This window comes from Ectopseudomonas guguanensis (genome assembly GCF_900104265.1).
In the GTDB taxonomy this organism is placed as follows: domain Bacteria; phylum Pseudomonadota; class Gammaproteobacteria; order Pseudomonadales; family Pseudomonadaceae; genus Aquipseudomonas; species Aquipseudomonas guguanensis.
In genome coordinates, this window is sequence record NZ_FNJJ01000021.1 from 34,688 (window position 1) to 49,523 (window position 14,836).

Here is a 14,836-nt window from a genome sequence, read left to right on the forward strand (position 1 = left end):
GAAGCAGGGTGCAGGGAAGAGCGCATCGAACCGTCGGAGGGGCTTCAGCCGCGACCTGGGCATCTTCCAACACCTGCAGCTTACTCGCCGCCGACGGCGAAGTTGGGCAGGCTGTTGACCGGCTGGGCGAAGTTGAAGGGGATGGATTCGACCGCCAGGCCGACATTGCGCTGCACCACGAAATGCAGGTGCGGACCGGTGCTGTTGCCGGTATTGCCGGAACGCGCGAGCAGATGGCCGGTGGCCACGCGCTGGCCCTCGCGCACGGCTACCGAGCCCTTCATCAGGTGCAGGTAGACGCCCATGGTGCCGTCGTCGTGCAGGATGCGCACGAAGTTGCCGGCCGGGTTGTTGCCGCGGCCGCTCTGCTGGTTCTCGGTCTTCACCACCACGCCGCCGCGCGCGGCGACGATGGGCGTGCCCTCGGGCATGGCGATGTCCACCGCGTAGCGGCCCTTGGGGGTGAAATGGCTGTAGGTGCCGCCGGCGCCCTGGGTCTGGCGGAACGGGCCACCGCGCCAGGGCAGCGGGTAACGATGGATGCTCGGCTGCAGGCGTGGATCGCCCAGGGCATAGCGCAGTTTGGGTTTGTAGCGCAGCGGCTTGGACGGGTCCTGCGCGGTGAGCGTGGCCAGGCGGATATTGCTGCGCGGCGGCAGCACCCAGCGAATGGGTTTGTCCGGCGCACCGATGGCGTTGTCCACCTGTTCGAGCTTCAGCTCGATTTCCACCGGGGCGTACAGGTCGTTGCGGATCAGCAGGGTCTCGCCGGCTTCGTGCTTCTTGGTTTCCAGCTTCACCTGGTTGTCCAGGCGCTCGACCATGCGGTCGTTGAACACGAACACCTGGGCGCCGGGCGCGGCCTGGTCGCTATAGGTCACCACGCCGTTCTTGTCGACGTACTTGTAGATGGTCAGCGCCGCGACCTGGCCGCTGAGGGCCAGCAGGCTGCAGAGAAAGAACAGACGCCCTAGCATAAGACTCGGATCTAATGGCTTTTCGATATCCGGGTTAGCAAGACTAGCAGCGCACCACGCAGCGCGCGAGACACCGACCGTCAGGCTGTGATGCGGCTCACCGCCGCTGGTCGGCCTGGTGCGTAAGCGCCTCGGACTGCATCCGGGCTACGCACCGGGGACGAAGTGCTTCTGCGCGGTGCCGCGGGCGATCAGGCGCGACAGGTAATCGAGTTTCTGCGGATCGCGGTCGACGAAGCGAAAGGTCAGTTGCAGCCATTCGCTGTCGGGCTTGGGCTCGAAGGCCGCCACTGCATGCAGGTAGCCGTTGAGCCGCGCGGTTTCCGCCGCCTCGCCCTGTTCCAGGTCGAGCACCGCGCTTTCCAGTACCTGCGGCAGCTGCTCGGTGCGCCTGACCACCAGCAACGCCTCCTTGAGGCTCAGTGCCTTGATCACGCAGGCCATGCTGCCGAACGGCAGACGCAGCTGGCCCTGGCCACGACCGGCCGGTGCCTTGCCAGCAGGCGCTGGCGCGGTGCTTTGCGCAGCGGAAGCGGCAGGTGCCGGCGTCGGCGCGCTGGGCTTGACCACCTCGGCCTTGCCGCCGGTCAGCGCGGCCAGCGAGTCGTTGGCAAGGCCGCCCGTGCTGAGCATCTTCGGCGGCGCACTGGCGGCCAGGGCCTGCAGCTTGCCGGCACGGCTCAGCGCCTTCTTCACCTTGGTCACCAGCTGTTCGTTGGAGAAGGGCTTGCCGATGTAGTCGGAGACGCCGGCCTGGATCGCCTGCACCACGTTCTCCTTGTCGCCACGGCTGGTGACCATGATGAAGGGCGTGGTCTTCAGGTCGTCCTGCTCGCGACACCAGGTCAGCAGTTCGAGGCCGGACATCTCCGGCATTTCCCAGTCGCAGAGGATCAGGTCGACCACCTGACGGCTCAACATCTGCTGGGCCTTGCGGCCATTGATCGCTTCCTCGATCTGTACGCCGGGGAAGTTATCGCGCAGCCCTTTCTTGACCAGATCACGGATAAAGGTCGCGTCATCCACCACCAGCACACTGACTTTGCTCATCGGCCACTCCTGTACGAATGGCAGTAAGCATAGTCATGGCCAGTGGCCTAAGGCCAACGGAAAAACGCCGGAGGCGCAACAAATCGCGCAAACGAAACGGCCCGGGAAGTCCCGGGCCGTCGGCACGAAGCGGGCATTATTCCTGGGGCTTGCCCTGGACCTCTTCGCGCATGCGGGTCAGGCCGATGTGACGCACATCGGTGCCGCGCACCAGGTAGATCACCAGTTCGGCGATGTTGCGCGCATGATCGCCGATGCGCTCCAGCGAACGCAGCGCCCAGATCACGTTGAGCACGCGGGAGATCGAGCGCGGGTCTTCCATCATGTAGGTGACCAGCTCGCGCAGCGCGGTCTTGTACTCGCGGTCGACGGTCTTGTCGTACTGCGCCACGGACAGGGCCAGGTCGGCGTCGAAACGGGCAAAGGCGTCCAGCGCCTCCTGCACCATCCTGCGCACCTGGTCGCCGATGTGACGGATTTCCACGTAGCCCCTGGGCGACTCGCCTTCTTCGGTCAGCAGGATGGCGCGCTTGGCAATCTTGGTCGATTCGTCGCCGATGCGCTCCAGGTCGATCACCGACTTGGAGATGCTGATGATCAGGCGCAGGTCGGAGGCGGCCGGCTGGCGACGGGCGAGGATGCGGATGCACTCCTCATCGATGTTGCGCTCCATCTGGTTGATCTGGTCGTCGATCTCGCGCACCTGCTGGGCCAGGCCGGAGTCGGCCTCGATCAGTGCGGTGACGGCATCGTTGACCTGCTTCTCCACCAGGCCGCCCATGGCCAGCAGGTGGCCACGCACTTCCTCGAGCTCGGCGTTGAATTGCTGGGAGATGTGCTGGGTAAGGTTGTCTTTGTTGATCATGTTTCGCTCCGCGAAAGTCCGGGTAGGGTGCGCCGTGCGCACCACAGGGCAGCTGCAGTTGGTGCGCACAGCGCACCCTACGGGCCGCTACTCAACCATAACGACCGGTGATGTAGTCCTCGGTCTGCTTCTTGGCCGGGTTGGTGAACAGGGTATCGGTATCGCCGAACTCGATCAGCTTGCCCATGTACATGAACGCGGTGTAGTCGGAAACGCGCGCCGCCTGCTGCATGTTGTGGGTCACGATGACGATGGTGTACTTGCTCTTGAGTTCGTAGATCAGTTCTTCGACCTTCAGCGTGGAAATAGGGTCCAGCGCCGAGCAGGGTTCGTCGAGCAGCAGCACTTCCGGCTGCACCGCCACGGTACGGGCGATCACCAGACGCTGCTGCTGACCACCGGACAGGCCCAGGGCCGAGTCATGCAGACGGTCCTTGACCTCGTCCCACAGCGCTGCGCTCTTCAGCGCCCATTCCACCGCCTCGTCGAGCACGCGCTTGCTGTTGATGCCCTGGATGCGCAGGCCGTACACCACGTTTTCGTAGATGCTCTTGGGGAAGGGGTTGGGCTTCTGGAACACCATGCCTACGCGACGACGCAGCTCGGCCACGTCCTCGCCCTTGCGGTAGATGTTGCGCCCGTCGATGTTGATCTCGCCTTCCACACGGCAACCGTCGACCAGGTCGTTCATGCGGTTGAAGGTACGCAGCAGGGTGGACTTGCCGCAGCCGGACGGGCCGATGAAGGCGGTCACGCGCTGCTTGGGGATGTCCATCTTGACGTCGAACAGTGCCTGTTTCTGGCCGTAGTACAGGTTCAGGCCCGGCACGGCGATGGCCGTGGTCTCGTCGGCCAGGCTCAGGCTCTGCTTGTCGCGGCCAAGGGCGGCCAGATCGATACCGTGGGTATGGGTTTCGTGTTGCATACCAGTCTCCTTCGGAGGCTATAGGCTTCAAGCTGCAGGCTACAGGTCGGCTCTTGCCCGAGGCCTGCAGCCTGTCGCCTGCAGCAGAATTAGTGATCCAGCGCCTTGTACTTCTCGCGCAGGTGGTTACGGATATAGACCGCGGTCAGGTTGAGCAGGGCGATGACGATCACCAGCAGCAGCGCCGTGGCATACACCAGCGGGCGCGCGGCCTCGACGTTGGGGCTCTGGAAGCCGACGTCGTAGATGTGGAAGCCCAGGTGCATGATCTTCTGATCCAGGTGTAGGTAGGGGTAGTTGCCGTTGAGCGGCAGGGTCGGCGCCAGCTTCACCACACCCACCAGCATCAGCGGGGCCACCTCGCCGGCGGCGCGTGCCACGGCCAAGATCAGGCCGGTCATCATCGCCGGGCTTGCCATCGGGATCACCACTTTCCACAGCGTCTCGGCCTTGGTCGCACCGAGCGCCAGCGAACCTTCGCGCACCGCACGCGGGATACGGGCCAGGCCTTCCTCGGTAGCGACGATGACCACCGGCAGGGTGAGGATCGCCAGGGTCAGCGAGGCCCACATCAGGCCAGGCGTACCGAAGGTCGGCGCCGGCGCGGACTCGGGGAAGAACAGGCGGTCGATCGAGCCGCCCAGTACGTAGACGAAGAAGCCCAGGCCGAACACGCCGTAGACGATCGAGGGTACGCCGGCCAGGTTGTTCACCGCGATGCGGATGACCCGGGTCAGGGTGCCCTGGTGGGCGTATTCGCGCAGATAGACCGCGGCGATCACACCGAAGGGGGTGACCACCACCGCCATCAGCATCACCATCAGCACGGTACCGAAGATGGCCGGGAAGATGCCGCCCTCGGTGTTGGCCTCACGCGGCTCGGCGCTCACGAACTCCCACAGCTTCATGGCATAGAAGCCGAACTTGTCCAGGGTGCTCATGGCGTTCGGGCGGAAGGCACGGACGATCTTGCCCAGGGCGATCTCGGTCTGCCGGCCATCGCTGGCACTGAGGGTCACGCTGTCCCGGTTGATCTGCTGGGTCAGGGCCACCATGCGCTCTTCGAGCACCTTGTATTCGGCGTTCAGCGCGTCGCGGCGGGCGTCCATGTCGGCCTGCGCGGCGGCGTCCAGCTTGCCTTGCAGCTGCAGCTTGCGGCCTTCCAGGCGGATGCGCTCGAGGCCATGGTTGATGCGGCCGATGTCCTTCTTCTCCAGGCGCACCAGCTGCGCATGCAGCTCGTCGACGCGATCCAGGCGCTCCTGCAGGGCGGGCCAGGCGGCATCGCCCTCGGCGACGACCTGGCCGCTTTCCTTGACGTTGATCAGGTTGCCGTAGAAGTTGCCCCACTCGCGGCGCTCCAGCACGGTGATGTCGGCCGGTTTGCGCGGGTTGCTCAGCCACTCGCCGACCACCCAGGTGAAGTCGGCGCCGAACAGCTCGCGGTTACCGACCTTGAGCAGCTCGCGAGTCATGAACTCGCCGCCTTCTGCAGCGACCGGCAGGCCGGCCGCGGCCAGTCGGGCACGCGGTACCTCCTCGACCTGCACCACCTCGCCCAGCATCACCCGGGCTTCCTGACCAGGCACCTGGTAGTCGGCCTCGAGAATGTCCGCCGGCCAGAAGTGCCCCAGGCCACGGGTGGCGATCACCGCCAGCAGGCCCAGGGTCATGATGATGGCGATGGCGACTGCGCCACCACTCATCCACACGCCCGGGGCGCCGCTCTTGTACCAGGATTTCAGGTTGTTCTGTTTCACGGCATCACACCTTGAATGAAATCATTCTTTACCGCCCCTCTCCCGCTTGCGGGAGAGGGGCCGGGGGAGAGGGCTCGTGATTTCACACAACCCTCTCCCGCCCTGCGGGCACCCTCTCCCATGAATGGGAGAGGAGTATCTTGCTCCCCTCTCCCGCTTGCGGGAGAGGGGCTGGGGGAGAGGGCTTGGGCGCGCGCCGGCACCACCCTCTCCCGCCCCTTCGGGGCACCCTCTCCCATGAATGGGAGAGGGTCATCAGTTGGCCTGCTGCGCAGGCACTTTTCTTACAGACTCGAGTACCGGGTGCGCAGGCGCTGACGGATCAGCTCGGCCAGGGTGTTCATCACGAAGGTGAACATCAGCAGCACCAGCGCGGCGAGGAACAGCACGCGATAGTGGGTACCGCCGACTTCCGACTCGGGCATTTCCACGGCCACGTTGGCAGCCAGGGTGCGCATGCCTTCGAAGATGTTGATGTCCATGATCGGCGTGTTGCCGGTAGCCATCAGCACGATCATGGTCTCGCCCACGGCGCGGCCCATGCCGATCATCAGCGCCGAGAAGATGCCGGGGCTGGCGGTGAGGATCACCACGCGGGTCAGGGTCTGCCAGGGCGTGGCACCCAGGGCCAGGGAGCCGAAGGTCAGGCTCTTGGGCACGCTGAACACCGCATCTTCGGCGATCGAATAGATGTTCGGGATCACCGCGAAGCCCATGGCCAGGCCCACCACCAGGGCGTTGCGCTGATCGAAGGGAATCCCCAGGTCGTTGGACAGCCACAGGCGCATGTTGCCGTCGAACAGCCAGTTTTCCAGGTGACCGCTGATGCCGATGGAGAACCAGCCGACGGCGATCACCACCGGGATCAGCAGCGCCGCTTCCCAGCCTTCGGGAACGCGATGGCGGATGGACTCAGGCAGCTTGGTCCAGAGGAAACCGAACAGCAGGATACCCACCGGCGTCAGCAGCAACAGGCTGAAGATGCCAGGTAGGTGGTTCTCCAGGAACGGTGCGAGGAACAGGCCGGCGAAGAAGCCGAGGATCACCGTCGGCAGCGCCTCCATCAGCTCGATCACCGGTTTGACCTTGGTGCGCATGCGCGGCGCCATGAAGTAAGCGGTGTAGATCGCCGCGGCCACGGCCAGCGGAGCGGCCAGGAGCATGGCGTAGAACGCCGCCTTGAGGGTACCGAAGGCCAGCGGCGAGAGGCTCAGCTTGGCTTCGAAGTCGGTGTTGGCGGAGGTCGACTGCCAGACGTAGTCAGGCTCCGGGTAGCTTTCGTACCAGACCTTGCCCCACAGCGAGCTCCAGGAAATTTCCGGGTGCGGGTTGTCGACCACGAAACGCTGCAGCTTGCCGTCCGACTCCACCAGCACACGGGTGGCGCGCGGCGACAGGGCGGCGATGGCGGTGCCGTCTGCAACCTGCTCCCTGAGCAGGGTACGGTGCGCAGTGCTGTGGAAAACCCCCAGGCGGCCATCGGCATCCAGCGCCATGAAGCCCTTGCGCCGTTCCTCGGGAAGAATCTGGGTGATCGCGCTGCTGCCCAGCTGGAAGCTGCGGATGGACTGGAAGGTGGACTTGCCGTCCTTGTCACGCACCATGAACCACTGCTGGATGCCGCCCTTGGCGTCACCGATCATGATCGAGATGCCGCCCAGCAGGCTGGTGGCGCTGGTCACGCTATTGGAGGCGTCCTTGAGCAGCTCGTAGCGACCGTTGAGGCCGCGCTTGCGCAGGTCGAAAACGTCGGCGCTGGAATCGCCGTTGAACACGTACAGCCACATCTGCCGCGGGTCGAGAATCAGCTGGCTGATCGGCTCGCCGATCTGCGGCAGGTTGATGCGCTCCTCGCTGACGCTCACTTCACCGGTGAACAGGTTTTCCTCACGGCCGAGGCTGATCAGGTGCAGCTCGCTGCCGGTGGAGCCGGCCAGCATCAGGGTGCCGCTGTTGAGGTTGACGGCCACGTGCTCCAGCGCACGGCCCTGCGGGTCGACTTCGATCGGCGCCTCGCCGTAGGGGTAGTCGATCTGCGGCGCGATGGTGCGTACGTTGTCCGGGTAGGTGATCTTGTAGTTGTGCTGGATGATCAGCGCCTGGCCGTTGGACAGGCCGAGCGCCACACGACGGCTGCCTGGCTGATCCTGACCGACGGAGGCGACGGTGACGCCTTGCGGCAGCGGCAGTTGCACACGCTGCAGCGCCTCGCCGTTCTTGAGCTGGAAAAACTGCACGGCGCCGGCATCGTCCAGGCGCATGGCGACCTGGTTCTGTTCTTCCACCGCCAGCAGCAGCGGCGCGCGCGCCTCGGCCAGCCAGGCCGGTTGCTGCACCTTGCGCGCCTCCAGCTCGGCGCCCTGGAACATGGGCAGCACGACATGGGCGAGGTAGAAGAAGATCAGGGTGATGGCACCGAGCACCGCCAGACCACCGATGGAGACGTACCAGCGCGCCATGCGGTCCTTGAGGGCACGCAGGCGTCGCTTGCGTTGCAGGGCGGGGGTGTTGAAATCGATCCCCAGGGGATTCTGTGAGCGATTCACGGATTCGTTTGCCAAGTCATTCATGCGAGAAGTCTCTGCGCGGGCTCAAGTGCAGCGCATAGGGCTGTCCAGACGTGTCAATCTAGCGAGCTTGTATGACAGAAAGGTTACAGTCAGCTGACATGACGAAGCCCACCACTCGCAGGAGTGGCGGGCCACATCGACCGGCAGTGAAGCCGCCGGCCGATAACGTCAGGCGCTGAGGATTACAGGCCCAGTTCCTTCATGGTCTTCTCGACCACTTTGGACGGCAGCGGGATGTAACCATCCTTGACTACCACTTCCTGACCCTGCTTGGACAGCACCAGCTTGACGAACTCGGCGTCCAGCGGGCTCAGCGGCTGGTTCGGCGCCTTGTTCACGTAGACGTAGAAGAAGCGAGCCAGCGGGTACTTGCCGGACAGGGCGTTGGTTTCGTTGGCTTCTTCGACCTGACCGTTCTTGTCTACCAGCGGTACGGCACGAACGCTGGAGGTCTTGTAACCGATACCCGAGTAGCCGATGGCGTTCAGGGTGCTGGAGATCGACTGGACAACCGAAGCCGAACCCGGCTGCTCGTTGACGTTGGCCTTGAAGTCGCCTTTGCACAGGGCTTCTTCCTTGAAGTAGCCGTAGGTGCCGGATACCGAGTTACGGCCGAACAGCTGAATCGGCTTGCTCGCCCACTCGCCGGTCAGACCGACGTCACCCCAGGTCTTCAGGTCCTTGTCTTCGCCGCACAGACGGGTGCTGGAGAAGATCGCGTCAACCTGCTTCATGGTCAGCGACTTGATCGGGTTGTCCTTGTGCACGAACACGGCCAGGGCGTCGATGGCCACAGGAACGGCGGTCGGCTTGTAGCCATACTTCTCTTCGAAGGCCTGAATTTCGCTGTCCTTCATCGGACGGCTCATCGGGCCCATGTTGGCGGTGCCTTCGGTCAGAGCGGGTGGCGCAGTGGAGGAACCGGCAGCTTGAATCTGGATGTTGACGTTGGGGTAGTTCTTTTTGAACTCTTCTGCCCACAGGGTCATCAGGTTGGCCAGCGAGTCGGAACCGACGCTGGACAGGTTACCCGAGACGCCGGAAGTCTTTTCATAGGTCGGCAGAGCCGGGTCGACGGCAGCCACAGCAGATACGGCGCTTACGCCAGCGGCGGCGAAAGTCAGGGCCGCCATCAAACGCTTCAGTTTCATGCCTTGCTCCTAGCAGGATGGTGTTGTGTTGGATGGAACTGGCCCAAGTATCAGCAGGCCTGGTGACCACTGTATGAAACGAATGTGACAGTTAAATGAACGTCGGCGACGTTTCGCTTTGGCAGAGAAAGCGCTTTGGTGAAAGGCGGGGTGATACCGGACTGGCAAATAAGTGTGTGCTGCCGATGGCTTGGCCTCCCTGACGGGACCGGGTCGCGAGCTTGCAACATCTCTGGAAGATCAAAGTCGGCAGCGTTTGGCTTTTGCTCTTGAAGCGCGATCTCACAGACGACACCCAAGTCCCCTTCAGGAGCCCGAGTGGAATCGCCGTGGAAGGGGTTGAGCGACATGGATGTCGCGAGAGCCGTGATGGGCCAGGGATGGCCCTTCACGGCGTGCCCCTGGAGCGGTGATGGAGCGAGGGAACCCCGGCGCAGCCGGGGCCGTATGAATGGGGTGCCCTTCTCTTTGGTTACTTTCTCTTGGGCAAGCAAGAGAAAGTGACTCGCCCGTGAGGGGCGAAACAAGATGAAAGATCGACACGCCAATGATCTTTGCCCGGATATAAATAGCGCAAAAGAACACACAAACTTGCCAGTCCGATCTGCCCAACAAAAAAGCCCCCGCACGCCTTGCATGCAGGGGCTCTGAACGGCGCAGCAGGAAGTTACTGCATGTTCTGCTTCAGCGCGCGCATGCGCTCATGGCACGCCCGCACCTTGGGCATTTCCACTGCCAGCAGCACACGGACGTCCGGATCGGCGCTTTCCAGCGCATCCTCGAAGGCATGCAGGATGCGATCTTCCGCCTCCTCGAGCTGCGCGACGTAGGCGGCGTCCTCGTCCTTGGACAGGGTCGCGCGGGTGTCGGCGTAGAACTGACGCAGCTTGCCCAGCATGGTGCCGCCGGAGGCAGGCTCGCTCTGGTTGGCTGCGACCTTGACGCTCAGCGCATCGATCACCTGGGTCTTGGCGCGCACCATGTCGCGAAACAGGGCCTGCAGGCGGATGTCCTTGACCTCGTCGTGGGCATGCTCGTAGAAGTGCTTGCCGTCACGGGTGATTTCGATCAGTTCGTTGAGTTGTGCGGTCTTGCTGCTCATGGATTCACTCCTTGGCGATGGAACTTGCGGGTTGGCGGCCGTTCCAGCGGCCGTTGGGGGTCTGCACTCAGCTGCTGATGCGCAGGGCATCGGCGTCGACGCCGCGCACACCGCGGATGTTGCGGGCGATTTCCACTGCCAGGCGCTTCTCCGCGCTGCTCAGCACGCTGCCGCGCAGGCTGACCAGGCCGTCGGCGGTGTCCACCGAGATGTTCATGGCATCCAGATTGCGGCTGTAGAGGAAGCTGGCCTCGACCTTGCTGGTGATCCAGCTGTCGCTGATGTCCTCGCGCGCGTCGTCCAGGGTGGCCTGCACTTCGCTGCTGGTGCTGTCGGCGGTGCTGATGCTGAGGTGGTTGAACACCTCGCGCACGCCATCGGTATTGGCCGCCAGCTGGCCCGCCAGCTCCTTGGCCACCGGGGTCTGGGCATTGCCGCTGAGGGTGACGTTGCCGGTCTCGCTCCTGACCTGAATGTCCAGCCCACGCGTGGTGCTGTTCCACAGCAACTTGGACTTCACCGTGGCGACCAGGCTGGCGTCTTCCAGGCGCTGCACCATGGCCGGCGGATTGCCCTCGACGGCGTCGCCGCCGACCTCGATGCGATTGTCCACCGAGTCGATGCCCTCTATGCTCAGCGCCACCTGCTCGGCCAGCTCCTTCTGCACCTCGTTCTCGACCTTGCCGCCGAGAGTGGCCACGCCATCCTCCACGCCGATTTCAAGCTTGAACGGATTGAGGTGACGATTCAGCGCGAAGGCTGTCCAGATCGAACCCTCCTGGCGAGCGGCGTCCAGTTGCGCGGCCAGCGCGCCCTCGGTCGCCTGGCTGGCCAACGGGGTGAGGCCGAGCAGCAACGCGGTGCTGGCGGCCAGCATCAAGGGCTTGAACGGGGGCATGATTTCACTCCTGTTCGTGGGAGGATACGGGTGATCTCGCAAGCCCCGTGCCAGCCCGAGAGACCGTTAATTTCCTTTGAAAACAGTCGCTTGAAGATAATAAAGGCACTCTGCCTGCATGCAGGGTGCAGTATCGGCGCGATCAGGCCGTGCAACTTGCACGGTTTTTACCTGACTAAGCTGCATTGACCAGCCACACGGAGCACATACATGGCAGTTGCAGAGCAGACCAGCGGGCGCATCCTGTTGGTGGACGACGAAGCGGCAATCCTGCGTACCTTCCGCTACTGCCTCGAGGACGAGGGCTATGACGTCGCCGGCGCCAGCAGCGCGGCGCAGGCCGAAGCTCTGCTGCAGCGACAGGTGTTCGACCTGTGCTTCCTCGACCTGCGCCTGGGCGAGGACAACGGCCTGGACCTGCTGGCACAGATGCGCATCCAGGCGCCGTGGATGCGCGTGGTGATCGTCACCGCCCACTCGGCCGTAGACACCGCCGTCGATGCCATCCAGGCCGGCGCCGCCGATTACATGGTCAAACCCTGCACCCCCGATCAACTGCGCCTGGCGGCGGCCAAGCAACTGGAAGTGCGCACCCTGGCCGCACGCCTGGAAGCCCTGGAAGGCGAAGTGCGCAAGGCCAAGGACGGTCTCGACTCGCACAGCCCGGCGATGATGTCGATCCTGGAAACCGCGCGTCAGGTTGCGGCTACCGACGCCAACATCCTCATCCTCGGCGAATCCGGCACCGGCAAGGGCGAACTGGCCCGCGCCATCCACGGCTGGAGCCGGCGCGCCAAGCGCACCTGCGTGACCATCAACTGCCCGTCGCTGACCGCCGAGCTGATGGAGAGCGAGCTGTTCGGCCATGCCCGCGGTTCCTTCACCGGCGCCAGCGAAAGCACCCAGGGTCGGGTCAGCCAGGCCGATGGCGGCACCCTGTTCCTCGACGAAATCGGCGATTTCCCGCTGACGCTGCAGCCTAAGCTGCTGCGCTTCATCCAGGACAAGGAGTACGAGCGCGTCGGCGACCCGGTCACACGCCGCGCCGACGTGCGCATCATCGCCGCCACCAACCTGGATCTCGACGAGATGGTGCGCGAGGGGCGCTTTCGCGAAGACCTGCTGTATCGCCTCAACGTCATCACCCTCAAGCTGCCGCCGCTGCGCGAACGCCACGAGGATGTGATGACCCTGGCCGAGCGCTTTCTCGCCCGCTTCGTCAGCGACTACGGCCGCCCGGCCTGCGCCTTCAGCCCCGAGGCGACGGCAGCCCTGCAGGCCTATCACTGGCCGGGCAATATCCGCGAACTGCGCAACGTCATCGAGCGTGCCAGCATCATCTGCCAGCAGGAAACGGTGGAGATCGCCCACCTCGGCCTCGGCGGCAGCGGCGAAGCGCCGAGCAACGCCGTACGGGTCGGCGCGCCGATGAGCCTCGAGGAGCTGGAAAAGGCCCATATCGCGGCGGTACTGGCCAGCAGCAGCACCCTGGACATGGCGGCCAAGACGCTGGGTATCGACACTTCGACCCTCTACCGCAAACGCAAGCAGTACAACCTCTGACCATGGGACCACCATGAAGCTGTCGATGAAGCTGCGCACGCGCCTGTTCCTCAGTATCTCCGCGCTGATCACCGTGGCCCTGCTGGGCCTGTTGCTCGGCCTGTTCAGCGTGACGCAGATGGCGCGCAGCCAGAGCGACCTGATCCAGCGTGGCTTCAGCGCCGTGCAGATCGGCCAGAAGCTGCGCCAGCACCTGGGCGACGAGCTGATCGCGCTGATCGACCAGCAGCCCGATGCGCAGCGCCTGGAAGGCATCCGCCAGTCGTTCCGCGCCGTCTTCGAGGAAGGCCTCAAGGCCAATCTCGGTCAGGACTACGTAAAGGGACTGGAGCGCGCCTCAGCGCTCTACGACGAGATGGGACGGGTCGCCGCAGAGGCGATGCCGGACGGCCAGACGCCGCATAACCTGGGCACCCACAGACCCTTCACCGAGGCCTTCCAGCGGCTGCGCAACCACCTGCTGGACCAGCAGGATCAGCTCGTCGCTTCGGTGATCGCCGCCGAACTCAGAGCCGGCGAGCGCTCCCAGCTGATCGCCGGGCTGCTGGTGCTGACCGGCCTGGCCGTGCTGGCGATCGGCGTGCTCACCGCCCACGGCATCGCCCGCCGTTTCGGCGCGCCCATCGATATGCTGGCGCGCGCTGCCGACCAGATCGGCCAAGGCCGCTACGATGTGGTGCTGCCGGTGTCGCCGGTGCTGGAGCTGGCAGTGCTGAGCCGCCGCTTCGGCCTGATGACCGAGGCGCTGCGCGAATACCACTCGAGCAATCTCACGCAGTTGCTCAACAGCGAGGGGCGGCTGAAGGCGGTGCTCGACAGCATCGACGACGGCCTGGTGATACTCGACGCCCAGGGCCGAATCGAGCACGCTAACCCGGTGGCGCTGCGCCAGCTGTCCTGGCAGGCCGATATCCTCGATCAGCCGATCGGCCCGCTACTGCCGGGCCATGCCGTGGACGAGGCGCTGCACCAGGTGCTCGCCGGCGAACTGTTGCGCGAACCGCCGGCCGACCTGCAGATCGAGCGTGACGGCGAAACCCGCTTGCTGGCCTGGGCCCTGACGCCGGTGCAGGTCCGCGAGGGCGGTAGCGTAGGGGCAGTGATGGTGCTGCGTGACGTCACCAAGCAGCGCGCCTTCGAGCGCGTGCGCAGCGAGTTCATCCTGCGCGCCTCCCATGAGCTGCGCACGCCGATCACCGGCATGCACATGGCCTTCAGCCTGCTGCGCGAACGCCTGTCGCTGCCGGCGAACGGCCGCGAGCAGGAACTGGCACGCACGGTCGAGGAAGAAATGCACCGCCTGGTGCAACTGATCGACGACCTGCTCAACTTCTCGCGCTACCAGAACGGCGTACAGACCCTGCAGCGGCGCCCCTGCGACCTGGCCGAGATGCTCCAGCAGACGCCGCAGCGCTTCGCCGCCAAGGCCGCCGAACGCGAAGTGGAGCTGCTGTGCGAGGTGCATGAACCGCTGCCGCGCCTGAACCTCGACGCGGTACAGCTGCAGCGGCTCATCGACAACCTGACCGACAACGCCCTGCGTTACAGCAACCCGGGCGACGCGGTGCGCCTGCAGGTGCGCCGCCATGGCGAGCAGGTGATCGTCAGCGTGCAGGATGAAGGCGAAGGCATTCCCTTTGAACAGCAGAGCCGCATTTTCGAGCCCTTCGTCCAGGTCGGCAGACGCAAGGGGGGTGTCGGCCTGGGCCTGGCGCTGGCGCGGGAGATCGCGCAGCTGCACGGCGGCCAGCTCGGCGTTCGCTCACGCCCCGGCGAGGGCGCGAGCTTCTATTTCAGCCTGCCGGTCTGAGGTGTCGCCGCGAACCGGGCGAGAAGGCGGACAATAAAAAGGTCCTTCGCATAGTTGGGGGAAGTGCAGGTTGACACCGGACTGGCAAGTTTGTGTGCGTATCGCTTGCGGACTTAGCACTATCCATTACCGCGTGTACTGAGCGTTTGGGTTGCGCCCCTTACG

At 64.6% G+C, this 14,836-nt stretch carries 11 protein-coding genes; 2 read left to right on the forward strand and 9 right to left on the reverse strand.

What is annotated here, in order from left to right; translation table 11 throughout:
* Nucleotides 1-80: 80 nt before the first annotated feature.
* From BLS61_RS22930 to BLS61_RS22975, 9 genes are all read right to left on the reverse strand, one after another.
* Nucleotides 81-977, reverse strand: a complete 897-nt coding sequence (locus BLS61_RS22930) for a peptidoglycan DD-metalloendopeptidase family protein (RefSeq protein ID WP_090435261.1) — start codon at nucleotides 975-977, stop codon at nucleotides 81-83.
* Nucleotides 978-1,124: 147 nt separating this feature from the next.
* Nucleotides 1,125-2,027 carry a response regulator gene (locus BLS61_RS22935; RefSeq protein ID WP_090435264.1) on the reverse strand — a complete coding sequence of 301 codons (903 nt, stop codon included), beginning with the start codon at nucleotides 2,025-2,027 and terminating at the stop codon, nucleotides 1,125-1,127.
* A 136-nt stretch (nucleotides 2,028-2,163) separates the two neighbouring features.
* On the reverse strand, nucleotides 2,164-2,892 hold the full coding sequence (gene phoU, locus BLS61_RS22940; protein WP_090435268.1) for a phosphate signaling complex protein PhoU: 729 nt from the start codon (nucleotides 2,890-2,892) through the stop codon (nucleotides 2,164-2,166).
* Nucleotides 2,893-2,983: 91 nt separating this feature from the next.
* Nucleotides 2,984-3,817: a phosphate ABC transporter ATP-binding protein PstB gene (gene pstB, locus BLS61_RS22945; RefSeq protein ID WP_090435273.1), complete on the reverse strand. Its 834-nt coding sequence runs from the start codon at nucleotides 3,815-3,817 to the stop codon at nucleotides 2,984-2,986.
* Between the two features lie 89 nt (nucleotides 3,818-3,906).
* Entirely contained in the window at nucleotides 3,907-5,577 is a 1,671-nt protein-coding gene (gene pstA / locus BLS61_RS22950; protein ID WP_090435276.1) for a phosphate ABC transporter permease PstA, read from the reverse strand.
* Nucleotides 5,578-5,861: 284 nt separating this feature from the next.
* Nucleotides 5,862-8,147: an ABC transporter permease subunit gene (locus BLS61_RS22955; RefSeq protein WP_090435280.1), complete on the reverse strand. Its 2,286-nt coding sequence runs from the start codon at nucleotides 8,145-8,147 to the stop codon at nucleotides 5,862-5,864.
* A 182-nt stretch (nucleotides 8,148-8,329) separates the two neighbouring features.
* Nucleotides 8,330-9,298 carry a PstS family phosphate ABC transporter substrate-binding protein gene (locus BLS61_RS22960; protein WP_090435283.1) on the reverse strand — a complete coding sequence of 323 codons (969 nt, stop codon included), beginning with the start codon at nucleotides 9,296-9,298 and terminating at the stop codon, nucleotides 8,330-8,332.
* Nucleotides 9,299-9,965: 667 nt separating this feature from the next.
* On the reverse strand, nucleotides 9,966-10,400 hold the full coding sequence (locus BLS61_RS22970; protein WP_090435290.1) for a ferritin-like domain-containing protein: 435 nt from the start codon (nucleotides 10,398-10,400) through the stop codon (nucleotides 9,966-9,968).
* A gap of 67 nt (nucleotides 10,401-10,467) precedes the next feature.
* Nucleotides 10,468-11,298 (reverse strand): BON domain-containing protein, encoded by an 831-nt coding sequence (locus BLS61_RS22975; protein WP_090435293.1) that lies wholly within the window; start codon nucleotides 11,296-11,298, stop codon nucleotides 10,468-10,470.
* 210 nt (nucleotides 11,299-11,508) lie between these two features.
* On the opposite strand from BLS61_RS22975, the gene algB reads away from it, so the two are divergent.
* Nucleotides 11,509-12,861 carry a sigma-54-dependent response regulator transcription factor AlgB gene (gene algB, locus BLS61_RS22980; protein ID WP_090435297.1) on the forward strand — a complete coding sequence of 451 codons (1,353 nt, stop codon included), beginning with the start codon at nucleotides 11,509-11,511 and terminating at the stop codon, nucleotides 12,859-12,861.
* Between the two features lie 13 nt (nucleotides 12,862-12,874).
* On the forward strand, nucleotides 12,875-14,671 hold the full coding sequence (locus BLS61_RS22985) for an ATP-binding protein (protein ID WP_090435299.1): 1,797 nt from the start codon (nucleotides 12,875-12,877) through the stop codon (nucleotides 14,669-14,671).
* The last annotated feature ends 165 nt before the right edge of the window (nucleotides 14,672-14,836 follow it).

Coding starts and splice junctions, on each gene's coding strand:
- algB (WP_090435297.1), top strand. CDS start 11,509: ATGGCAGTTGCAGAGCAGACCAGCGGGCGCATCCTGTTGGTGGACGAC.
- BLS61_RS22970 (WP_090435290.1), bottom strand. CDS start 10,400: ATGAGCAGCAAGACCGCACAACTCAACGAACTGATCGAAATCACCCGT.
- BLS61_RS22930 (WP_090435261.1), bottom strand. CDS start 977: ATGCTAGGGCGTCTGTTCTTTCTCTGCAGCCTGCTGGCCCTCAGCGGC.
- BLS61_RS22955 (WP_090435280.1), bottom strand. CDS start 8,147: ATGAATGACTTGGCAAACGAATCCGTGAATCGCTCACAGAATCCCCTG.
- BLS61_RS22985 (WP_090435299.1), top strand. CDS start 12,875: ATGAAGCTGTCGATGAAGCTGCGCACGCGCCTGTTCCTCAGTATCTCC.
- BLS61_RS22960 (WP_090435283.1), bottom strand. CDS start 9,298: ATGAAACTGAAGCGTTTGATGGCGGCCCTGACTTTCGCCGCCGCTGGC.
- phoU (WP_090435268.1), bottom strand. CDS start 2,892: ATGATCAACAAAGACAACCTTACCCAGCACATCTCCCAGCAATTCAAC.
- BLS61_RS22975 (WP_090435293.1), bottom strand. CDS start 11,298: ATGCCCCCGTTCAAGCCCTTGATGCTGGCCGCCAGCACCGCGTTGCTG.
- pstB (WP_090435273.1), bottom strand. CDS start 3,817: ATGCAACACGAAACCCATACCCACGGTATCGATCTGGCCGCCCTTGGC.
- BLS61_RS22935 (WP_090435264.1), bottom strand. CDS start 2,027: ATGAGCAAAGTCAGTGTGCTGGTGGTGGATGACGCGACCTTTATCCGT.